Below are 21536 nucleotides of genomic sequence, written 5' to 3'. Positions count from 1 at the left end.
CGAATAACAGGAAGCATCATGCCTAATCATCAAGTTTTGGACAATATCACTCACCAAAACCTAAAAGTTATTACCCAACAACACCCTGATTATGGCGATACGCAAAGCTATTCAGGGCTAATTTTGTCCGAGATTGCGGCAGCTCAGGCTGACTATCCCTTGTTTTTTCGTCAAAGTGAAAGCTCAGGTGACTTTGAACTGGTTGCTTTACAAGGGTTAGCTGAATCAGAGAATCTATACTTAGATGAAAACGGATGGCATGCCCACTATCTTCCGCTAAGTGTTAAACGCAGACCCTTTTTGATTGGTTTTCAAAATCAAAATGGCCAGCAAGCCCCCGTCGTTCACGTCGACATGGATAGCCCTCGCATCAGTGAAGAAAAAGGTGAGAGTGTATTTATGCCACACGGAGGCCAATCTGGTTATCTGCAAGAGGTGGGCAGTATCCTAAACGCTTTGCACAGCGGACATCAAGAGGTTCAAGCCTTTGTGGGCGTATTGCAAGCATACAAATTAATAGAGCCAGTTGATTTAAATATTGAATTAAACAACAAAGAAAAGGTTCAAATTCAAACCTTGCAAACGATAAATGAAGATAATTTAGCGATGCTGACGGCTGAAGCAATCTATGATCTTCATCAAAAAGGGTATTTAAAGCACATCTACATGTTGATCGCTTCGGTCGCAAATTTGAGTAAACTCATTGAAAAGAAGAATGCTCGCTTAGCATGATTTTTGAAGAGCTGTCACCAATCAAGTCTATTGAATTAAGCGCTTCAGATGGGATGCCTGAAGGCTTGTTAGACACAGCGGCACCTTTGGTCATCAAAAATTTTATTGAACACTGGCCTTTGGTGCAAGCCGCTCGTCAAGGCGCTGAAACAATTCAACAGTTACTTATCCAGCATTATAATAATCAGCCAGTGCATCTGATGTATGCTGATGAAACCGTTAAAGGCCGATTGTTTTACAATGACGATTTAACCGGTTTTAATTTTACTCGCAGTCAAGTCGCCTTAAATGCAGTTTTTAAAGATATAAATGCGGTAGAAGGGCTTGAGTGTCCACCGACATATTACGTGGGATCAACCGCTATCGATCATGCGTTTCCGGGACTACGTACACAAAACGATTTGACGTTTTTAGCGGACAAAGCTTTGGCAAGTATTTGGATGGGCAATCAAAGTCGAATTTCGGCGCACTATGACGCGCCAGATAACATCGCATGTGTCGTGGCGGGTAAGCGACGTTTCACTCTTTTCCCACCAGAACAAATTAGTAATTTATATATTGGCCCCATTGATTTTACACCCGCAGGGCAACCCGCAAGCCTAGTTGATTTTCATGCACCTGACTTTGAAAAGTATCCGCGCTTTAAACAAGCGCTTAAGCATGCACAAGTCGCTGAACTAAGCGTAGGTGATGCGCTTTATATTCCCGCAAATTGGTGGCATCACATTGAGGCAATGGATAAATTCAATGTACTAATCAACTATTGGTGGCGACAGGTCGATGACCATATCGGCGTTCCCAACGATGCTCTGCTTCACGCTATGCTAGCGATAAGAGAACTGCCTGTGGCACAACGACAGGCTTGGCAACATATATTTGATTACTACATCTTTAATCCACAAGCACAATTGCATATTCCTGAGCATGCTTTGGGAGTGTTGTCTGAAACAAATCCTTTGATTGCGCGAAAACTTAGAGCAATGCTGATGAATTCATTGAATCGTTAGTTACAAGCCAACTTTCCGCTTAAAAAAACAACAAAGAAACGACAAAATAAGAAAGTATTCTAAGCTTTAAGCGGTCACTTTGTGCACTGAATAAAAAAGGTTGGGTGAAATGTATTTTAGGCAAAATCTGTATTTAATTAACGTCGTCTTTTTTGGCGTGCTATTGCCTACTTTTGCATATTCCCAATCTAAAGTAATGATCTTTGATCAATTGGGAGATAATCAGCCTCACCAAGAAGCAACAAAACTGATAAAAACAGCATACGAGCAATTGGGTATTAGCTTGGAATATAAAAAAATGCCCTTGAGCAGAAGCTACCGAGAAGCAAACCTTGGCCGACTCGATGGCTTGCAAGGGCGCGTCGCCGAGCAAACAATTCACTTTCCCAACTTGATTAAAGTGAATGTGCCTATTATCGATTTCAAAGTGACGATCGTTGCTGACAAATTACAATGCGGTGACTGTGAGTTATACAATATCAGCAAGGCAGCCACTGTTAACGGTTATGCTGCTCTCAACTTATACCTACAAGACTACACTTTGCCTATGCACATTGATTTTGTTGAGAATCGCCAGACGGTCCAACGGCTTTTTGATAGAAGTAGAGTACAGGCGATGATCTTAAGCGATGTCTTGCTCGGGCATCATTATTTCGAAGATACAAAACGTTGGCGAATCTTTTATTTGTGCAAAGTTCAGACATTCCATTACTTGAACCAAAAACATCACGAACTTGTTCAACCTATTACAAATGAACTCAATAAGCTACTTAGTACAACGAATGGCACCAGCAATGGTAACGAGTTTTACCAGATTGACTTTAGTGCACTGGGTAAAATGCGCGTGACGGATCAAGAAATAAAGGACTGCTAGCTAGTTTTCATAGTGATTAAGTTTGAAAGCTAAGCCAAAGCGCTGTGCCCAAAAAATACTAATAAGTCACCATGTTTAATTCAAGTGGTGTTTTTTACTAGCTTGAAGTTAACAACCACAATGATATTTTTATTGGTCAATAAAAACGCTAAAAAACTTAATAATTTCCATGCAAATTTCTGAAAATCAGAGTACCCTAAATTAATGTAAATAAAATGTTAATTCGTTTTTTAATCCTTAATAAAGTGAAACGAGGTGAACTATGCAATTGAACCAAAATCAAGTAAGCGAGCTCAATTTACTCTTAACTTTTCCAGATAAAAGCTTAATGCAAGGTATCAAAGTGCATCATGATGCCGGTGAAGAAGTATTAAGTGCAGCTCAAAGTTTGTATGAAAAAGGCGTGATCACACAAGCTGACGGTGGCTACCTAACTGACTTGGGCCTTGAGTTGGCGGAGCATGCGCAAAAGCTACATATTGCATTAACCAAAAATTAGTGCGTATTTATAACAATGCTTGGTTTATTAGGTATTGATGAACCAAGCATTAACTATCTTCTGAACGTTTTTCTGTCTTCGTCTCCGCCCTTTCTTTTCTCTCACTTTGAATGTATGGATAAAATTTAGACAAAAAACATTTGCACTTAGTGTGTTGGTGAGGTATAACACTAAATATTGGTGTGTTGGTGATGTATCACACTATAATTTATTCATAGGCATAGAGGTTAAACCATGACAGTTCAATGGGACAACGACTCGCCAATATACCTGCAACTATACCGACAGGTCATTGGGCGTATCTTAGACCGGCACTTAAAAGAGGGGGAAGCGTTACCCTCTGTAAGAGCAGTGGCGGCGCAATATCAAATCAATCCAGTGACTATTTCGAAGGCTTACCAAATGCTTCAGGATGAGGCGCTTGTCGAAAAGCAAAGAGGAAAGGGACTGTTTGTAAAGCTTGGTGTAAGGGAGTTAGTGATGGAAAGAGAAAAGCAACGTTTCTTAGTGCAAGAATGGCCGCTTGTTTTAGAGCAAATTAAGAGACTTGAATTGAGTCCAGATGAGCTTTTAGCTAGCGATGCATTAGCAAGTGGGTCGGCAACGTCTTACAGACCTCAAGAGGAGCAAGCCCGATGAATAGTGTAATCACAATAAAAGGCCTCTGTAAGGACTATAAAGGTCACCAAGCGCTTAAAAGTGTTGATCTAGACATCCGTGAAGGCGAAATTTGGGGGCTTGTGGGCCCTAATGGTTCCGGTAAAACAACTTGCCTGCAAGCAATAATGGGGTTGATCGGATACGAAGGCGATATCGAAGTGTTGGGGCAAAAGCCAAATCATAAGCGTCATAAACTGCTAGAAAATTTAGCCTATGTGGCTGATGTCGCGGTGTTGCCTGAGTGGATTAAAGTTGAACAAGCAATCACATACATGAAAGGGGTACACCCTAACTTTAATGAAGCAAAAGCACGCTCTTTTCTTGATAAAACAAACATCAAATACCATTCAAAAGTATCGAGTTTATCAAAAGGCATGAAAGCACAAGTGCACCTTGCTTTGATCATGGCAGTTGATGCAAAGATACTGATTTTAGATGAGCCAACGCTAGGATTAGACATATTAACTCGAAAGCAGTTTTACACTCATTTGCTTGACGATTTCTATTCGCCTGAAAAGTGCATCATTATCACAACGCATCAAATCGAAGAAGTGGAAAACATATTATCCAATGTAGCATTTATCAACCAAGGCAGCATCGCGCTTTCAAAAAGCGTTGAAGACTTGCAGTCACAGTACAAGTTACTAGCCCTTGATAATGAAAAGCTAGAAGACGCTACACTGCTTAAGCCGCTATTCACAAATAGCCTGATGGGCATGACAAGTATGCTGCTCGATTTAACTAATCTCAGTGCTGAGCAAATGGATTTATTACCTTCACTCGGAAAATTAAGTACAGCAAGTCTGGCTGATGTATTTGTTGGATTAGCGGGGCAAAAAAGCGATAAAGAGGAGCTGAATCATGGATAAGAGCCTTTTAATACAACAAATTAAGATGAGTATTTACAAAGAGTTTTGGGAGTTTAGGAAGTCGATTGTTGGGGTTCCCTTAGTGGTAGGTGCAATTTTTCTTGCTGTCTTTATTTTTGAAATGTTCACGCTTAACCAGTATCAACAGACTCGTATGGTGTCCTCTATTGAGCAGATAAATGCTGAGGGCATGCAAGCAAGTGTCACTCAAATGTCACTTGCGAGTGTATTTGGTACTTTTTTGGTGATTAGCTTTTTTATCCAAGCTTATTACGCATTATCTTGTTTGTATGATGAGCGAAGAGATAAATCTGTCTTTTTTTGGCGGTCAATGCCGGTGTCCGATGGGCAAACAATAGGCGTTAAGTTGTTGATGGCCGCGCTATTGATTCCCGCTGTTTCGATAATGATTGCTTCGATATTATCTATCGTTGCGATGTTGGTAATGAGCATCATCGGGTTGATTTCGTCGAACTTTAATGTCTCAGATATTTGGTCGCTATTTGTTGGTGGGCATACGCTAAGTTCATTTTTGAGTGCAGGCTATGGTTTAATTTTGTATGCACTTTGGCTTTTCCCTTTAATAGCTTGGTTAATGCTTGCATCAGCCTATGCTAAAAAGTCACCGTTTTTAATTGCGGTTATACCTTTAGTATTGCTTTCGATAACAGAAGTGCTGCTCAGCCTTGTGTTTAGTTATCAAACCTGGGAGATAGCAACGAAAATCGCTACTTACCTCTCGATTACACCCGATAGTAGAGATGTTTTTATGGTGCTAGATTCACACAGAGCATCCTCGATTATGCCAATTAACTTTTTTATAGAAGTATTGCATCATCGCATTAGTTTATTCGCTTTGCTTATTGGTAGCGCATTTATTTTTGCAAGCTATTGGGTAAGAAAAAACAGTGTTAGGTAGGTTGTAATGATTAGCAGCAGGGCGAATGGTATGAAAAATCGCCCTGCTGTACTCAATCATTTGGTGAAGCTTTCAAGCAATACTTAAAACGCCTTATCAAAGCGAATCTCGAAATTATCATCGCGACTACCATTGCTAAGCCCTTTAAGCCAACGCAATTGATACTTAAAGCCCCCAATGCTACCACCGACTGTTGGTCCAAATTGATGGCTTTGTTCATTGAATGAACCGAAGTCGCCTAGCCTTCCATAACTATTATATAGTTCTGCGCCCACGCGTATGCCGTTATCCAATCTTTTCGATAGCCCAGCGCGCGTTGCAACGCCCAAATCATTTGATGAACGACTTCCGCCTACCTGCAAATTACCTAAAACAATTGCTCGTAAACGATAGCCATTGTTTAAGTTCCATTGATTGGTCCAATGCAAGGCTATTTCTTCTGCTCGACTGCCACGACGAGTGCGCACATCAAATCGAATACCACTGGACCAATTAGAATCGATAGCCTTTTTAAAGTTGTATAAGAACTCAGCGCGTAAGAAGTCGTATTCAAAATCTCCTCTATCACGATATTGCGCAACAATACGAGCTCTAAACCTATCGTTGAACGAATGTTGATAGTGGTAGCGATATGCCCATTGGTCTTGCTGAGAAGCATTGTCAGCGGGGGCCAATGCTGCACGTATTTGCATACTTCGATCGTCAGGATCAACGTTTGGGCCATGCACGCCAGATGTGTTTCCTGCAATAGCTTGAGTGCCGAACAGTAGACAGAAAAGTGCAAAGTAGCGAGCAGTAACGTGTGTCTTTAATCGAGTACCTGATGTCATAAAATTCAACTTCATAAATTTATTTAGTCCAAATAAAGGCTTAGCTATGAGTATAGGGGTTATCGGCATGTACTAAAAGTTCTGCAAGTAAGTGGCGTTGTGTATATTGAATACTTACTTTTCAAATAGTAGAACGGTTTAGCTTGCTTTGTGCTTAAGGTTTACCTTTTTCTTTAAAACCCTTATTGTAAGGAAATAAAGGAAGCAAATAATCAATGTGATTGGATGAACAAAACAATCTTCAAAAAAGCGCGAAAACTACACAAATGGCTCGGACTAATTCTAGGTATTCAAGTGTTTTTTTGGATCGCGGGTGGCTTGATCATGAGTGCAATCCCACTAGAAAAAGTCCATGGTAAACACCTTGCAAACAAAGTTATTAATAACAATATAGGCGCTTCAGAATATCGGTATAGCCTTGATAAGCTTATTGGTCAAATTGACGAACAGATTATAGAAATCAAATTTTCCAGTGTGCTAGAGCTACCTGTTTATATCATCCAAACTCACTCCAACCGTCAGCTATTTAACGCGCAAACTGGCGATGTTCTCGATGCTATTTCTCAAACGCAAATTAGAGCCTTGGCAAAACAACATTACCTTGGACAAGGCAAACTCGAAAAAATAAGCCTCCTTAACGACATTCCCATGGAAGCCAGTCGGGCAAAAAACAGCGTCTGGCAGCTAATTTACGATGATACTTGGTCAACGACTTTATACTTTGACCCTGTAAGCGCAGAACTTGTGTCGATTCGAAGTGATATTTGGCGGCTATTTGATTTTGTTTGGATGTTGCACATCATGGATTATGATGAACGAGAGGATTTTAATAACCCTCTACTGATTGCGTTTTCGGCAAGCGCGCTTTTGTTTACGCTTAGCGGCATGCTGATGCTGTTTCAAACCTTTAGACTCAAAAAGCTTGGTATTGCAGCGTAAGCTTATCTACTCGCAATTGTTTTTAAAATGCTGCCAAATGCTCTTGAGCCAAACTTGTCGATTTGTTTGTCAAAGTACCATGTGCCTAAAATCGGGATCGTAATGTGCCCCTTAGAACACCATGTGACGTGTGTTTGACCATCTTTTTCTTCAAGCGTTATCTCACCCACTTGATGATCATAAGGTAATGGTTTTGAATAAGTGATTTTGTAACCAAGCTTAGTGGGTGGCTCATAAGTGACGATCTCCTCATGCAAAGTGCTGTTGCCTGCGACAATTTCTCGAACGGCACCCAAACCATTTTTATCTTCGCTGCCTTCTTTTATTAAAGAAGACTTATCAATACCTTTGAATGTTTGATAATTGGCATGATCACTCAGTGCATCGAACACTACTTGAATGGGTTTATCAATGATTCTATTTACCGAAATATTAAACATGCATTTCCTTATTCAGTGGTGCTACGTTTTATACGTAAAGCATCATTTAATCTCCAAGTGTAGATCGCATTTACAGGCTAAAACACATCATTTCGTGAATGATAAACTATCAATTGTGTATAATATTACCCGAGAGCTCTTCATCACTAACAATATATAACTATAAATAACGACCGAAAACGGAAACACTATGAAATCAATCTTTCTGCGCGCGGGTGCAACTACACTTTTGGCTGCCTCATTGGTGGCTTGTAGTAACACCTCTTCTAATACCGCATCCAATACAGTCAACAATGCGGCTGATGGCACCAGTAATCAACAAGTCAGCCAACAAATCGAAATGACAAAAGCTGCCAGTCAAAAAAGTGATCTGGCCTACGACATCGTCAAGTCATTAACGGTAGAAGTCGGCCCTCGTATTCCTGGTTCACAAGGTGACAAACGAGCAGTCGCGTGGGCAGAGGCTAAATTCAACGAACTTGGTTTCGACAAAGTATACAAGCAGCCAGTAAGAGTCCGTAACTGGGAACGTGGTTTTGCAGATGCGCGCATTACCGCTCCGTTTCCGCAGTCTTTAGTGATTACTGCGCTAGGTGGCTCAATTGCGACACCAGAAAGCGGTATCCAAGCAGAAGTTGTGATGTTTGACTCTTTGGATTCATTAAAACAAGCAAGCGCTGAGCAAGTAAAAGGCAAGGTTGTCTTCTTAAACACTAGAATGCAAAGAGACCGCGCGGGTAAATTTTATGGCAGAGTGGTTCCAAATCGTGTTGCGGGAGCAGTTGAAGCCGCCAAGTTGGGTGCAAAAGCGGTTGTTATTCGCTCGGTAGGCACTGACAATTCTCGCTTTGCTCACACGGGTGTGATGCGCTATTCCGATGATGTTGAAAAAATCCCCGCCGGCGCAATTTCAACGGCTGATGCAGATGTACTAGAAGCGATGTTCGAAGGCGAAGAAGCCGTGGTACTAGATATCAATATGCAGGCAAAAGATGCAGGCTGGCAAACCTCTTACAATGTAATCGGAGAGTTTACGGGCACAGAAAAACCAGAAGAAGTGGTTTTAATTTCAGCGCATTTAGACTCTTGGGATGAAGGAACGGGTGCCCTTGATGATGGTGCAGGCGTTGGAATTGTGACTGCCGCTGCAAAAATAATCAAAGACACGATTGGCCAACCCAAACGCACGATCAGAGTGATTTTATACGCAGCTGAAGAGATTGGGCTAGTAGGCGCATATCAGTATGTCAGAACGAATAAAGATGATTTAAAAAATATCATCATGGCCGCAGAGTCTGATTTTGGTGCAGGGCCGATTTATCAAATTGACACGCGTTTTGATCCTGCCGTAAGAGACAAGGCTGTTGAACTCTATTCAGCGCTTGCTGCGATGGGCGTTGAATTAGGCAACAATACCACCAATGGCGGACCAGATGTGTCTATGCTTCCGAATTATGGCGTGCCTGTCATCGCTTTAAAACAAGATGGAACTTACTACTTTGATTATCACCATACGCCAAACGATACCCTTGATAAGATTGACCTTGACGATATTCGTCAAAATCAAACGGTGTGGGCAATGGTCACTACATATATGGCAAATACTGATTTTGACCCAAGGCCAGCGCCAGAGAAATAGAACACAACTAAGCTCAAAAAATGAATAATCAGATACTTAAGGACTTCTCTTTTTCGGCTGTAAGTGCTGGCTTCATTGCGGTGCTCGTTGGTTTTGCAAGCAGTGCCGCGATAGTTTTTCAAGCAGCAGTTGCAGCCGGAGCCGATAGAGAACAAATTGAATCATGGATTTGGGCCTTGGGTATTGGTATGGGCGCGTGTTCGCTTGTTCTATCAGCGTGGTATAAGCGCCCAATTATCATTGCTTGGTCAACGCCAGGGGCGGCATTGATTGCTGTTAGTTTAAGTGATGGCAATATTGCGCAATCGATTGGAACCTTTGTGTTCGTTGGGTTATTGATTTTTTTAGTCGGCGTGACTGGGTTATTTAATCGTATCGTAAGGGTGATCCCCACATCACTTGCTTGCGCAATGCTGGCAGGGATACTGGTTCAGTTTGGTATTGATATATTTGCATCGCTCAATGATATGCCGCTGTTGGTCATTTCAATGCTAATTAGCTTTTTATTAGCTAAAAGAATCGCGCCGCGCTACACCATTCCAATTGTGTTAATCGTCGGTGTTGCTTTTTGTTCATTTGCTCAAATTATTCACGTTGATCATTTAAGCTTATCTATTGCGAGTCCTGTTTGGGTCACACCAACATTATCGCTTACCTCTATCATTGGCATAGGTATTCCTTTGTTTATCGTGACGATGACCTCACAAAATCTACCGGGTGTTGCCATTCTTAAGGGGAGTGGTTATCAATCACAACCCGTCTCTCCCATTATTTCAGCAACGGGTATTACGACGATGATCTTAGCCCCGTTTGGCGGATTCACTTTCAACCTAGCAGCTATTACTGCCGCTATCTGCACGAGCACAGAGTCAAATGAGGATGCTGATAAAAGGTATATCGCTGGTATATCAGTAGGCGTTTTCAACATTATAGCGGGTATATTTGGCACAGCTGTAGTGAGTCTATTTGCTGCATTTCCACAAGCTTTTGTTGCAGCACTAGCCGGTTTGGCACTTCTTTCAACGATTGCTGCTAGCTTAAAAACTTCATTAGAAGTAGATAGCGAAAAAGATGCAGCTATGGTGACTTTTCTAATGAGTGCATCTGGCCTGAGTTTCTTTGGTATATCCTCTGCGTTTTGGGGGATATTGCTTGGTTTGGTTTGGCTTTATGCCAATGCGAAGCCTAAAGCAGTATAAGCTTATGCTTGATGTTGTGATTCCTTATCTTCTTTGCTAGCAAATAACGAAGTATTTCTAAGTAAAATCGCCAAACTCACCAAAACAAATATCAATAACCCTAATTGCAGGTAATAGCTATTAGCTACTGGGATAAACATCAAACATGCAAGTATTTTGATGCCTTCCAACCAATGTGCAAATTTTTGGTTTTCCATATAAAGTGCAAGACTGACAGAGCTGAAAATAATCAATGCCGCTAAGGCAACTTGGGTTCCGACACTTAATTTACTTAGGTTGAGCAGTAAATAAAGTGCAAGTCCTGCGTTAAATACATATTGAATCATTGCATAGCATTTTTGCAAAGGGCTTAGCTTGGTATCGTAAGTTTCAAATTTAGATAAATCGACGCGCTCCATTGGAAAACGTTGGCTCACATCGTCGGGGCGCCATCCTGTCTTCCCAAACCATACTCTTAACTTATCGAGCCAAGATGCAGTGTAAAAGCTGTCTTTGATGAGTTGTTTATATACTTGAATATTAGCGTAAAGAGGGTTCCAACTTTTCAGTGCTTTTCTCACGCCATAAATGGGTTTTTCATCTGCTAACTCTTCTTGGAATGTGCCAAATATTCTGTCCCAAATGATAAAAACACCGCCGTAGTTTTTATCAAGGTATATCTGATTTTGTGCGTGATGCACCCGATGGTTTGAGGGCGTGATAAATATCCACTCGAGCCAACCTAGTTTGGGTATATGTTGAGTGTGTACCCAAAACTGATAGACCAAATTAACGCTAGCGACTGATACTAGGGTGATTGGATCTACCCCTAAAAAGGCTAGTGGAACAAAAAATATAAAGTTGAAAAAGCTACCTGATGTTTGTCGCAACGCAGTGGTAAGGTTGTAGTCTTCGCTTGAGTGATGAACCACATGCGCGGCCCAAAATAGGCTGACTTCATGACCAAATCGGTGATTCCAATAGTAAAAAAAGTCATAGGCAATGAATATCACCAACCATGTCCAAACGTTTATCTCTAGTGCGACTATATTGAAGTGTTCGTGAAGAACAGCATAAATAGTTAAAGGGACCAGTGCTTTCAATACGCCAAAGACTCTGCTTAACACCCCAATACTTAAACTGGTGATGGCGTCGTTGATGCGGTAATAGTTAGTCTTGCGCAACTTTTCAGCAACTAACTCAATCGCGATTAACAAAAAAAAGCCAGGTATTGCGTAAAGAATGATACTCATACTACTTCTTTATATCTACTTGTTTAACTCTCGCGATTGTAATTTATTTTACATGAATTTAACATTCTTTTGAGCTGCTCATTTGGGCGAGCAATTGGTTAACGGCACTCGCAAATTCATTGCTGGCATCTTCTTGCAGGAAATGTCCACCCACTAATCTTTGGTGATGTTGGTTTTGAGCACCGGGTACGAGTTTTTGAAAGACTTTTTCACCTCCCCGAGTAACGGGGTCGCCATTACTAAAAGTGGTTAAAAATGGCTTTTCCCAACGCTTAAGTATCTCCCAAGCTTGTTTATTAGCTTCGCTTGCCGGGTTATCAGGTGTCACCGGCACGAGTTTAGGGAAGGCGCGTGTACCTGCTTTATATCTTGAAGAAGGAAAGGGCGCATCATAGGCACGTCGCTCTTCTTTGCTGAGCTTTTTAAAGCAAGCTGACTCAATGATTTTTGCGATTGGAAACCAAGGGCTATATTCTGCAAACGCTTTCCATATCTTGAATGCTTTTGGTGGAGGCGTTTCTCCGGTGGGTAAACCACCATTTCCTAGCACGATTGCTTTAAATCGTTGTTCGTTTTCAGCCGCCAACCTAAGTCCTAATAATGACCCCCAATCTTGGCAAACTAAGGTTATGTTATTCAAAGCCAGTTGGTCGATAAATGATTGCATCCAATTCATATGTGCTTGATAAGAATAATCTTCTATCTTGATGGGCTTATCTGATTTTCCAAAGCCAATCAAATCAGGCGCAATCACGCGATGTCCTGCAGCCACGCATATCGGTATCATATGTCGATATAGATATGACCATGTAGGTTCGCCGTGCATCATCAAAATAGGGGCTTTATCTTGAGGCCCTTCATCAACATAATGCATACGCATGCCATCTACTTCGATGAAATTTTCTTTAAAACGATAATTAGGCAGGTTTTTAAATCTAGTTTCGGGTGTTCGGATACAATCTAGCATCAATTTTTCCTTTTTGAAAACTAGAGTAATGAAAATTGGGGCGTTTACATAGGTTTTTTGTTATTTAATTGTAACTTGTGAAAGTTAGTGGGGAACAACTAATCTAAGTTGAATGACAAGGTAATTGTTTTATGCAAGGTACTCTGAGAAAAGTAAGGTACAAGCGAATTTAACAGCACTGAAGTGAAACGGCTTCATTGAGGCGTAAAAAGACTGGACTTTCACACTTTATAAATATAACAGTGTTTTCGTGTCGAACTATTTGTATCACGCTTTATATCAAATTAAGCGTACAAGTGATTTAGACAACGCAAATAAAAAAGCCCCCATTAGGAGGCTTGAATCGAGTATCGTATCTTTAAATTAGGCTTTTCTTCTTGCTCTTGCCGCCAGCATTAGAGCGAACATGCCCAATACCGCGTGAAGTGCAGGCTCTGGTAACACGCCAGGTTCCTGAGTTGTAAAGTTTACTGTTATAAAGCCTTCTAGTGAAGGTGGAGAGAAAGAACCAGCCAAGCCATTGGCTGTGTCGAAGTCAACTATTGTTGTTCCATCAACTGTCATATCGAAAGTCCCTGCGCCAGTGTAACTCGCAAATGTAGCACTACTTAAGAATCCACCGCCTGTTTCTGTAACGTTAATATTCGTTATAGAGGCGTTGTCCGGGCCAAGATCGTTTTGGAAAGAATCTGTAGCATCAGTATCTTGTGGTCCCACGGTTAGAGTTGTAAGAACCGAAGCTTCAACAGGAGATGCAAAAATCGACACTAAAGCGTTATTCACCAAAGAAAGAGAACTGGAAACAAGTGCAGTAACGCCTAATTCAACATTTGTGTCGCCGTTGACTAAAACGCCATCATTATCAACAGTCAGTTCACCGCCTAAAGCTGTTATCTGTAAGATAATTTCAATCGCTGTTAAGATTCCTTGCGTGCCATCGTATTGGTCAAATGTAAGTACCGCTTGATCATTTGGTGTGAAGGCGAATGTTTCAGTTTGGGTTATAAATGCTGCGTTAGCGCTTGACGCGCCGAAGAGCATAATTGCTGATGCTATAAATAGTTTGAACTGTTTCATGGTTTAACTCCGTTTTCTTGTTAACCAACGAAAGCAAAGGTTGGGCCAACTTTTAAATTATAATTAAAACAATGACTTGCGTGTTTTTATTGTTTTGCTCTTTATTGTTTGTAAAGAAAGTTGACGATGGTTTATTGGTTGAAAGATTTTCCGGTTCCAACAAACTATCCAATATGATGTTTCCAATAACAACAGTCTGTTTTTTATTAAAAGTTTAAAGGGATGAAAACATCAGTGAAGTAATCGAAGAATATTAAAACAAATCAAAAAAGCACACATTTATTATATCGCTTACCACTAATGTCTACCTAGTATCCCTTTAAACTTAAGTTGTATAGAGTTATGTTATATGTCAGTAGTATGAAGTCCCAACATCACCAACATCAACGAAGGAAGATTAACATGAGTGTGAATAGTGTAGTGGTATTAAGTGCGGTGCGTTCAGCTATCGGCACGTTTAGTGGTGGATTAAGTGGGATTGAGCCATGCGAATTGGCAGGTCAGGTGTTAACCCAAGGCATCAAATCATCTGGTGTAGAGGCGGCTAAGTTTGAGTCAATGATTCTAGGAAATACTATTCCTACTGAATCACGCTTTCCATATGTTGCTCGCGTTGCGGCTATTCAAGCCGGGATGACAATGGACTCAACAGCCATGTCATTAAACCGTCTTTGTAGCTCTGGTTTACAAGCAGTGGTCAGTTCGGCTCAAGGGATTATGCTGGGTGACCATCAATTGGCTATTGGTGGCGGCGTTGAGAACATGTCTCGCGGTGGTTACTTATCTCCAGCTATGCGATCTGGTGCACGCATGGGGGACTCGCAAATGATCGATATGATGGTTGCTGCTCTCACTGACCCATTTGGCGTAGGGCATATGGGAATCACTGCAGAAAATTTAGCTAGCAAATGGGATTTATCTCGTGAACAACAAGACGAGTTTGCTGCTTTGTCACACGCGCGCGCTGCAGCGGCGATTGAAGCTGGCTATTTTAAAGACCAGATTGTACCGATTGAGTTAAAGTCTCGTCGTGGTACAACTATTTTTGAAACCGATGAACACGTAAAACCCGGCACAACGGCTGAAAAGCTTGCGGGTATGAGACCGGCCTTTAAAAAAGATGGTAGCGTAACAGCGGGTAACGCTTCTGGTATCAATGATGGTGCTTCCTTCCTTACCTTAGCAAGTGAATCTTATGCGGAAGCTAACAACCTAGCACCAATCGCTAGAATGGTGTCTTATGCAGTTGCGGGTGTACCTAACGATGTTATGGGTGAAGGTCCAATCCCAGCTTCAAAAGCTGCACTGGCTAAAGCAGGTTTGTCTGTTGCTGACATGGACGTAGTTGAGTCAAATGAAGCGTTTGCTTCACAAGCACTTACGGTGTCTAAAGGACTTGATTTAGATCCTGCTAAAACGAACCCGAATGGCGGCGCAATTGCGCTTGGTCACCCAATAGGTGCTTCGGGTGCTGTTATTGCCACCAAAGCAATTCATGAATTACAACGCATCGGTGGTAAATATGCGCTTGTGACTATGTGTATCGGTGGTGGTCAAGGTATTGCGGTTGTATTTGAACGTCTTTAATCACATTGCGTGAGTTAATTTGTTCTTAACACTTCTTAAAGGCATTACTTATTCAGGTGATGCCTTTTTTAACGTCTATTCAATACTCTTTCTATCCATATCAATGTCAAACTGCTAAGCAAAAGCAACCAAAACGCTAATTTATCTATTGACCTTGTTGTTTGTCTTGAAATATATGCGATATTTTCCCTGCTTTTATTAAATTGACTACTTTGCAATTCATTCAAGCGTTTTAATGCATATGTGTGGTTAGTCAGCCAGTCTTCATGTGCATAAGCGAAACCATTAAAAAAGTCATTAACGCTAGGCACAGTGTGCAAACTGAACCATCCTGATGAGTCGATGAGCGATTTGGTGCATAGTGTGGAAGCGTACTCATTAATATGTTTTTTAAAATTAGCGTTTTGGAAGCTTATTTCTCGACTTATACCATTTTGTTTCAATAATAAACTAGCAGTATCATCTGTTTGCGTATTCTCAATGGTAGCTTTTTTACATATTTTGCTTGGTTGCTTAGCTCTAAAAATATTTTCAAGTGCATGTGGCTCTGCATTGTATATGCGTTTATTGGCCTCTTTTTCTCTGGCGATGTTTTTAATCAAAAACTGCCAAAGTTGGCTATGAACCAAACTACTGCCTTGAGTTTTGATTGCATAGCTGGAAGGTAGCAACGAGAGGGCTACTTTACCTTTCCCCAACTGAATGCGTTCAATAATTGAATTACCCGCTTGATCTTGGATTAGTGACTTTGTAAACAGGGAGGGTAAGGTGTTGTTAATACTGGCAGGTATGACTGCCAATGGCCTATCAAATGAACTTTCCCCCCAATTTATTAGGCGCAACTCATCTTGATTTTCCAGGTAATCTAACTCGAAAAGTGAGTTTATAGCTAAAAAATTGGCTATTTTGGAGCTTTCTATTTCAGCGCTTTGAGTACTCCAATTCTGTGCATCCTCATAATTAACGATGAGGTATATACCGAGCCCCTGTTCGACAGCCTCTGTAATCGAGGTGTGTTGCTCGTCGCTTAACTTAAACAAGGTGGTGCTGTCGATAATTATTAGGTCTATATAGTTCAATGACTGCGATGAAAGGGGCGAAGTAAATATTACTTTTTCATCGTCCGAAAAGTTGATGAATTGACGGCTTATTTTGTCTCGACTAATTTGCGTGAAGCTGGCGATTTGTGCACCGTTTTCGGCAGCCCAGTTTTGAATTTGTTTAGTTTCAAAACTGGGGGCGCTTTGTGAGATGAGCAACTTTAATCTAGGTTTATCTATGACGTTGATTGCAATGGTTTCTGTGATGCTTAAAGCGTCTTTGTGCGCTTCATTTAAAGTGACATTTTCACGCAATTTATTGGATTTTTTTGTAGCGTTGGCTTGTTTTAATTGCAGTGAGTACTCCCACTGACCAGCGGCGATTGGAATAAAGTTTAGAGCAAAGGGTTCTGCGATTCTAACGACCTCTTCAGCAATGATTCTGCCACTGGGGTCAGTTAATGTGAGTGAGAAGAGTTTTGTAGTGTCATCTGCATTTTCGGATGTTGAAGAGGCAGCTTGGACTTGGCCGCTAATAGTGACTGTTTCACCTACCGTGCTTTGTTGTTGCCAATTGACGTCGACTAGGCCGAACTGATTTGGATTCGGCGTAAAGATGAGTTGAGGCGCATTTCGTCCATTGCTCTTGGCATCGTTAGTGCGAGCGAGTGCATGGATAATTTGCCACTGTTCAGCGTTTAAGCCATCACCTAATATTTCGATGGTTTTGTAATCAAAAAAGGTGTGTTTGGTAAATGAAACAAAGTCGCTTACGGTTTGATAGTCAACTAAGTCAACTAAGTCAACTAAGTCAATTTGACTTGCTGAGGTTTGCAGGCGGTTTTGCAGCGCGTAAACGCTGCTTGAGTTGTCTATTTCTCTGAGTTTTTTGTTGGCGACAGCAGACGTAACAATAACAGCCTTATCATTTTTGTGCACATTGTAGGTAATGTCGAGCAACAGGCCTACTATCGCTAGACTAGCCAACGCATTTAAAGTACTCAGCGCATAGTGCTTAAGTTTTGTTTCAACACGCTGCTTGACTTGATTAAACAGAAAAACGTTTAGCGCGACTAGGCTCACTATCAGCAGTACTAAGGCCCAGGTAGGAAGCGTAGAACTAATAGTAAATATGCCTAGTTTAATCATCATTTTCTACGCGACCTGATTCTTGATTGTAAATACTTGCTAACGATTTGCGCTTTTCCATTCGAAGAAAGTCTGAATATGCTTGTGTAAGAGGCGAGTTAGTTGCTTGGCTTTGTTTGGTGAAGGGGGCCGCTTCTTGAGCAGGTATTATCTGCCACAAGGAACGAGTTAGTTCGTTTAGACAGTTTTCACAATCGTTAAGCGCTAAGCTTTGATTGAGTGCCAAACGTTCTAGTGTCGCTAGACTCACGATGAGCTGCGGTTTTTCCACAAGTTGCGTGATCAAGATTTCCTTAACACTTTCAATATGTTTTAAGAGCTTGCTTATATCAAAGCGCGTTTCATTAGCGTTTTCATATAAGACTTTGTTGACGTTGATATAGCTTAATAGGGCGCTAATTGCTTTTGTTTGTTGTAAGTCTTTATCCTGCTCATTGTTTAATGAGCGCTCTATTTCATTTTCAAGAATGTCAGTGAGTTTCGCTTGATAACGCCTTTCTTCAGAAACTGGTGGCGGTTCAAATCCTAGTCGTTTAACGTAAATACGCTCGGCTTTTTTAGCGCGGTTTAAATAGTCCAATGCTTCTTCTTCATATGGAAGCGCTAATTCAGGTTGTGATAATCGAAGGTGAAGCTCGGCTTGCCACATTTGAGCAATCGCTTGTTTCATCAATACTTTGGGGCTTAGCATGCCTTTGTCGAGTTTAATAAACCCGATGTCTGCTTGGCCATGGTTGTGTCCGAAACGGTCGATAATTTGTGCGTAGCCAGAGCGATCATCCATTGAATTAGCTTCTGATTGAGCGTGTCCGTGGTCATGCCCATGCCCATGTTCACGCTCGTGGCTATGTTCTTCCATATTCTCGTTATTTGACTCATTATGCGCTTCATCGTGATCGTCATGTTCATCATGATCATGCCCCGAGTCTTTTAAATTTATATCCGAAGCCGCTTCCATCGATTGCAATACGCCCGTTTCAAACTCGTCACCCAAATACTGCCCATAACGCTGCTTCAAATCGCTTTGATCATTACCTAAGCCTCGTGACGCTCGGTCAAATTCTGTTTCACTAAGAAAGGGCTTGTCTTGAATAAGTTGCTTGGTTTCGATGATTATCTGCCGTTGGCTTTTAAAGTACTCTGGCTCAAAGTCGATTAGGATACCTTCACCACCTAACACGGCTTCTTCATCTTCTAGCCATCTAATAATCTTAGTTTCTGAGCGAGTGCTTTGATAGCTAGGTTGATTACTGACGTTGTGATAGTTATCGCTGGCTTGAACCGAAAAATAGAGTTCGTCTCCGGGCTCCATGTCGAGTTCTTCAAAACGCCATGTTTTTTTATAGGTGCGTTCTAGATATGTCGAGTTTGGTTCGTCCGTGTTTTTCGCTTTTTCGGTAAATGAATCAAAGGTAAATACCTCATCTCTAAACTTAACTGCTTCGCCTGAGCCTTTTGCGATTGAAGCTAAAATAGTCACGTCTGTCAGCCCAAAGTCGTCACTGACAAGCACTTCTGTTTCTATTATAGGTTGAGTGTCTTTTGGAAAATTGGTGAGCGTGGCTCTTGGAGACAAAATGCGAATGCGTGGTGCCGTATCCCTAATTGTTTCTATCGAAAAAGGACCTGCGATTAGCTTTTCTTTTAGCTGTTCATTGTCTTGTTTATCTAACGTATTTGAAGGGCTCAATTGTATAAATTGATATAGCGTACTTTGATTGACTTGTAACGTGAGACTCGTTTTACTTTGGGAATCTGTCGCTAGTTTTTGGGCTGTTTCTCCATTGCCTAGTCTAAGTTGCAACAAAGCTTTTTCTGCATTAATCGCATCTACAGAATTTGTCTCGCTTATCATCCATTCTATACTGCTACCTTGAAGCACCTTCAAATTAGGTGCCTGCAAAACCTCAGTTTTCATTTGCGTATAGCTAGGTGGCGTAATCTCAATCAGCAATTGAGACATCGGGTTTAGCAAGACCTTGTTTGTAGGTTCAGCATTTTGTGATGCTTGGGACGATATTATGGAATCACTAGGCTTATCGAGCTGAATATCTGATATTGCGAGAGCGAGCAGATTCATTGACATACCAAGTAATACAACGACCAACGCAATACCAAATTTAGTTTTTGGAAGCGCTAAATCTTCGTCTGGTTTAGACAGTATTTCTTTTAATCGATGCGCAATTCGGTCTTGTTGCATCTCAGCGAGAATACTTGTTTGTTGCCTTTGATTATCATTTTGTTTTGCATCGACATCGTTAAAAAATAGCGCGGCGCTTTCTTCTAATTCACTGAAGTGTTTATTTAAGTGAGCGATGACATTGACTTGGCTAAGGTGAGTGATCTTAGCTTTATATACAAATATGGAGGTGGCTATCGAAACAGAAAACAAGACCAGCAAAAAAGCGACCAAATGCACATTGACTAGGGTCAGAAGACTGCTTGTTGTTAAACCTATTCCGAATCCATAACAAATTGAATAGATAAGCTTTTGATAGCGCAGTTTTTTTAGAATCGCTTCGACACGTTCACTTGCAAGGCGGTTGATTTGTGTGTGTTCACTACTCATTTTCGACGCTCCGAAAGGATACGTTCAAAAATAAAAAGGCCTACTAATAGCGCGGCTAACCAGCTTGGAATAGGGGCTTGTTTGACTGTTTTGCTATTTATCGAAGACTGTTTGACATCACTTTTTGAAGAAGCAAAAGCGCCGAGGCTGGCTTGTTTTATCTTACTTAGAGGAAGCGTCGCTAGTTGATTTTCGGCAAGTGCGAGCTCTTGTTTAAATAAGTCGTTAAACAACAAAGCTGGGAATGAGGGTTTACTGAGTTCCTCGATATGTACTATGAGTTTACCGTCAGGCGTTTTAGTTATTTGTGAGTCATTAGTGGTTTCGACAATTAGTAGTTCGACAGATTTATCAAAACGCTTGTTAAGTGAATTGTTATCATTATCAATCGCCTCGGTGTTAATCGCATCTATACTCTTTGTATTAGTGCCAATCGAAAGACTGACCTGCGGAATATTTTGATTGATTGCATCAATTGCTGCATAAAGGTAAGGGCTAATTTGTTGCGCTAGCTCATCAGGCGAGAACAATAAATTCACCTTGAGATATCCTAAGTCAGGCAATTCATTCTCAGTTTGTTGTTTCAATGATAGCAAACGCCAATCGAAGATAGCTGAGTTGTTTGGCAACTCACTGCGAGTGATAGAAAATGTCTGCGGGTCGTATTTTTGTTGAGCGAGAGAAGAGATTTCGGGAGAAAATGAGCCCGCACTAGACAAATCGTACTGACTAAGTCGATTGGTAGCAAATACGCTTATCTGCGTGTCATCAGACTGTTCAATCAATCCATGCGATACTAATTGAGCATAAGCCTGCGCGAGCTGTGTATTGACGCTATTAACAAAAAAAGAAGCGTTTAGTGCTTGCTCGGCTTCTTGAGACAGACTTAAGAAAGAATCTTCAGGTTGCTGCAAAGCCTCTGGGAAGGACTCACTAATTATTTGTTCAAGCGAATAGATACTTTCAAACCCTTCTTGTATTAGTGCATTTTTTTCTGTGTCACTCGCCATCAAACGCCAATCATCTGTAACAATGGCGATTTTTGATTGGGCTTGAATGGTGTTATTTGAATAAAGCCCGATTAATAAAATTGAGCTGAGTGCTAACAAAAGCAAGCGAACTGCAAGTAACAGGTACTGATTGAGCTTTAACTGAAAGACTGTTTTCTTAGTTGGCGCTGGAAGTAAATCTACAAAACTAAATACAATTCGTTTGCCGCTGCTTCGATTAAACAAATGAATAATGATTGGAATGAGCAACGCTAAAAGCGTCCATCCGTAGTTTATATCATTAAGGTTATTCATCTAT

The 21536-nt window shown here is 41.1% G+C and carries 19 protein-coding genes; 11 read left to right on the top strand and 8 right to left on the bottom strand.

From position 1 onward, the window contains the following. Positions 1–18: 18 nt before the first annotated feature. From KUL10_RS08055 to KUL10_RS08025, 7 genes are all read left to right on the top strand, one after another. Entirely contained in the window at positions 19–732 is a 714-nt protein-coding gene (locus tag KUL10_RS08055; RefSeq protein WP_110428391.1) for a SapC family protein, read from the top strand. Further along, complete coding sequence (locus KUL10_RS08050) at positions 729–1739, top strand: cupin-like domain-containing protein (protein ID WP_110428390.1); 1011 nt, start codon at positions 729–731, stop codon at positions 1737–1739. The genes KUL10_RS08055 and KUL10_RS08050 overlap by 4 nt, the downstream gene beginning before the upstream one ends. A 109-nt stretch (positions 1740–1848) precedes the next feature. Beyond that, positions 1849–2613, top strand: coding sequence for a hypothetical protein (locus tag KUL10_RS08045; protein ID WP_110428389.1), 765 nt, complete (start codon positions 1849–1851; stop codon positions 2611–2613). Positions 2614–2875: 262 nt separating this feature from the next. Next, positions 2876–3112 carry a TIGR02647 family protein gene (locus tag KUL10_RS08040; protein ID WP_110428388.1) on the top strand — a complete coding sequence of 79 codons (237 nt, stop codon included), beginning with the start codon at positions 2876–2878 and terminating at the stop codon, positions 3110–3112. A gap of 234 nt (positions 3113–3346) precedes the next feature. Further along, complete coding sequence (locus KUL10_RS08035) at positions 3347–3751, top strand: GntR family transcriptional regulator (RefSeq protein WP_110428387.1); 405 nt, start codon at positions 3347–3349, stop codon at positions 3749–3751. Continuing rightward, positions 3748–4641, top strand: a complete 894-nt coding sequence (locus KUL10_RS08030; RefSeq protein WP_110428386.1) for an ABC transporter ATP-binding protein — start codon at positions 3748–3750, stop codon at positions 4639–4641. The genes KUL10_RS08035 and KUL10_RS08030 overlap by 4 nt, the downstream gene beginning before the upstream one ends. Continuing rightward, the gene (locus KUL10_RS08025; RefSeq protein WP_110428385.1) at positions 4634–5560 is read left to right on the top strand and encodes a hypothetical protein; all 927 of its coding nucleotides are present in this window, start codon (positions 4634–4636) and stop codon (positions 5558–5560) included. Before KUL10_RS08030 ends, KUL10_RS08025 begins: the two co-directional genes overlap by 8 nt. Before the next feature lie 83 nt (positions 5561–5643). Here the strand turns inward: KUL10_RS08025 and KUL10_RS08020 are convergent, their stop codons facing one another. Further along, positions 5644–6405, bottom strand: coding sequence for a hypothetical protein (locus KUL10_RS08020; protein WP_233499748.1), 762 nt, complete (start codon positions 6403–6405; stop codon positions 5644–5646). A gap of 279 nt (positions 6406–6684) precedes the next feature. Here KUL10_RS08020 and KUL10_RS08015 point away from each other — a divergent pair, with 279 nt between their 5' ends. After that, the gene (locus KUL10_RS08015) at positions 6685–7329 is read left to right on the top strand and encodes a hypothetical protein (protein WP_233499747.1); all 645 of its coding nucleotides are present in this window, start codon (positions 6685–6687) and stop codon (positions 7327–7329) included. Positions 7330–7331: 2 nt separating this feature from the next. On the opposite strand, the gene KUL10_RS08010 is transcribed toward KUL10_RS08015, so the two are convergent. Further along, positions 7332–7769, bottom strand: coding sequence for an SRPBCC family protein (locus tag KUL10_RS08010; RefSeq protein ID WP_110428383.1), 438 nt, complete (start codon positions 7767–7769; stop codon positions 7332–7334). 190 nt (positions 7770–7959) lie between these two features. Here KUL10_RS08010 and KUL10_RS08005 point away from each other — a divergent pair, with 190 nt between their 5' ends. Continuing rightward, complete coding sequence (locus tag KUL10_RS08005) at positions 7960–9408, top strand: M20/M25/M40 family metallo-hydrolase (protein WP_199509205.1); 1449 nt, start codon at positions 7960–7962, stop codon at positions 9406–9408. Between the two features lie 20 nt (positions 9409–9428). Then, on the top strand, positions 9429–10607 hold the full coding sequence (locus tag KUL10_RS08000; RefSeq protein WP_110428382.1) for a benzoate/H(+) symporter BenE family transporter: 1179 nt from the start codon (positions 9429–9431) through the stop codon (positions 10605–10607). 2 nt (positions 10608–10609) lie between these two features. Here the strand turns inward: KUL10_RS08000 and KUL10_RS07995 are convergent, their stop codons facing one another. The 3 genes from KUL10_RS07995 to KUL10_RS07985 all read right to left on the bottom strand — a co-directional run bounded on the left by KUL10_RS07995 (position 10610) and on the right by KUL10_RS07985 (position 13883). Further along, complete coding sequence (locus KUL10_RS07995) at positions 10610–11839, bottom strand: sterol desaturase family protein (protein WP_110428381.1); 1230 nt, start codon at positions 11837–11839, stop codon at positions 10610–10612. Positions 11840–11897: 58 nt separating this feature from the next. Beyond that, complete coding sequence (locus tag KUL10_RS07990; RefSeq protein ID WP_110428380.1) at positions 11898–12806, bottom strand: haloalkane dehalogenase; 909 nt, start codon at positions 12804–12806, stop codon at positions 11898–11900. A 363-nt stretch (positions 12807–13169) separates the two neighbouring features. Further along, positions 13170–13883, bottom strand: a complete 714-nt coding sequence (locus tag KUL10_RS07985; RefSeq protein WP_110428379.1) for a hypothetical protein — start codon at positions 13881–13883, stop codon at positions 13170–13172. Between the two features lie 402 nt (positions 13884–14285). Here KUL10_RS07985 and bktB point away from each other — a divergent pair, with 402 nt between their 5' ends. Next, entirely contained in the window at positions 14286–15470 is a 1185-nt protein-coding gene (gene bktB / locus KUL10_RS07980) for a beta-ketothiolase BktB (protein WP_110428378.1), read from the top strand. Between the two features lie 68 nt (positions 15471–15538). On the opposite strand, the gene KUL10_RS07975 is transcribed toward bktB, so the two are convergent. Genes KUL10_RS07975 through KUL10_RS07965 form a run of 3 tightly spaced genes read right to left on the bottom strand, consistent with a single transcriptional unit; the run spans position 15539 to position 21532 of the window. Beyond that, positions 15539–17662, bottom strand: coding sequence for a hypothetical protein (locus tag KUL10_RS07975; RefSeq protein ID WP_110428377.1), 2124 nt, complete (start codon positions 17660–17662; stop codon positions 15539–15541). Continuing rightward, positions 17652–20228, bottom strand: a complete 2577-nt coding sequence (locus KUL10_RS07970) for a hypothetical protein (RefSeq protein ID WP_110428376.1) — start codon at positions 20226–20228, stop codon at positions 17652–17654. Before KUL10_RS07970 ends, KUL10_RS07975 begins: the two co-directional genes overlap by 11 nt. Beyond that, positions 20225–21532 (bottom strand): BatA domain-containing protein, encoded by a 1308-nt coding sequence (locus KUL10_RS07965; RefSeq protein WP_110428375.1) that lies wholly within the window; start codon positions 21530–21532, stop codon positions 20225–20227. Before KUL10_RS07965 ends, KUL10_RS07970 begins: the two co-directional genes overlap by 4 nt. Between the last annotated feature and the right edge of the window lie 4 nt (positions 21533–21536).

The sequence above is a fragment of the Glaciecola sp. KUL10 genome (genome assembly GCF_003203515.1).
In the GTDB taxonomy this organism is placed as follows: Bacteria; Pseudomonadota; Gammaproteobacteria; order Enterobacterales; family Alteromonadaceae; genus Glaciecola.
The sequence above is the reverse complement of the archived record's forward strand: the minus strand, read 5'-3'. Positions and strand labels throughout refer to the sequence as shown.

Coding starts and splice junctions, on each gene's coding strand:
- KUL10_RS08050 (WP_110428390.1), top strand. CDS start 729: ATGATTTTTGAAGAGCTGTCACCAATCAAGTCTATTGAATTAAGCGCT.
- KUL10_RS08040 (WP_110428388.1), top strand. CDS start 2,876: ATGCAATTGAACCAAAATCAAGTAAGCGAGCTCAATTTACTCTTAACT.
- KUL10_RS08010 (WP_110428383.1), bottom strand. CDS start 7,769: ATGTTTAATATTTCGGTAAATAGAATCATTGATAAACCCATTCAAGTA.
- bktB (WP_110428378.1), top strand. CDS start 14,286: ATGAGTGTGAATAGTGTAGTGGTATTAAGTGCGGTGCGTTCAGCTATC.
- KUL10_RS07975 (WP_110428377.1), bottom strand. CDS start 17,662: ATGATGATTAAACTAGGCATATTTACTATTAGTTCTACGCTTCCTACC.
- KUL10_RS08005 (WP_199509205.1), top strand. CDS start 7,960: ATGAAATCAATCTTTCTGCGCGCGGGTGCAACTACACTTTTGGCTGCC.
- KUL10_RS08025 (WP_110428385.1), top strand. CDS start 4,634: ATGGATAAGAGCCTTTTAATACAACAAATTAAGATGAGTATTTACAAA.
- KUL10_RS08000 (WP_110428382.1), top strand. CDS start 9,429: ATGAATAATCAGATACTTAAGGACTTCTCTTTTTCGGCTGTAAGTGCT.
- KUL10_RS08020 (WP_233499748.1), bottom strand. CDS start 6,405: ATGAAGTTGAATTTTATGACATCAGGTACTCGATTAAAGACACACGTT.
- KUL10_RS07965 (WP_110428375.1), bottom strand. CDS start 21,532: ATGAATAACCTTAATGATATAAACTACGGATGGACGCTTTTAGCGTTG.
- KUL10_RS08045 (WP_110428389.1), top strand. CDS start 1,849: ATGTATTTTAGGCAAAATCTGTATTTAATTAACGTCGTCTTTTTTGGC.
- KUL10_RS08055 (WP_110428391.1), top strand. CDS start 19: ATGCCTAATCATCAAGTTTTGGACAATATCACTCACCAAAACCTAAAA.
- KUL10_RS08030 (WP_110428386.1), top strand. CDS start 3,748: ATGAATAGTGTAATCACAATAAAAGGCCTCTGTAAGGACTATAAAGGT.
- KUL10_RS07995 (WP_110428381.1), bottom strand. CDS start 11,839: ATGAGTATCATTCTTTACGCAATACCTGGCTTTTTTTTGTTAATCGCG.
- KUL10_RS07990 (WP_110428380.1), bottom strand. CDS start 12,806: ATGCTAGATTGTATCCGAACACCCGAAACTAGATTTAAAAACCTGCCT.
- KUL10_RS08035 (WP_110428387.1), top strand. CDS start 3,347: ATGACAGTTCAATGGGACAACGACTCGCCAATATACCTGCAACTATAC.
- KUL10_RS07970 (WP_110428376.1), bottom strand. CDS start 20,228: ATGAGTAGTGAACACACACAAATCAACCGCCTTGCAAGTGAACGTGTC.
- KUL10_RS07985 (WP_110428379.1), bottom strand. CDS start 13,883: ATGAAACAGTTCAAACTATTTATAGCATCAGCAATTATGCTCTTCGGC.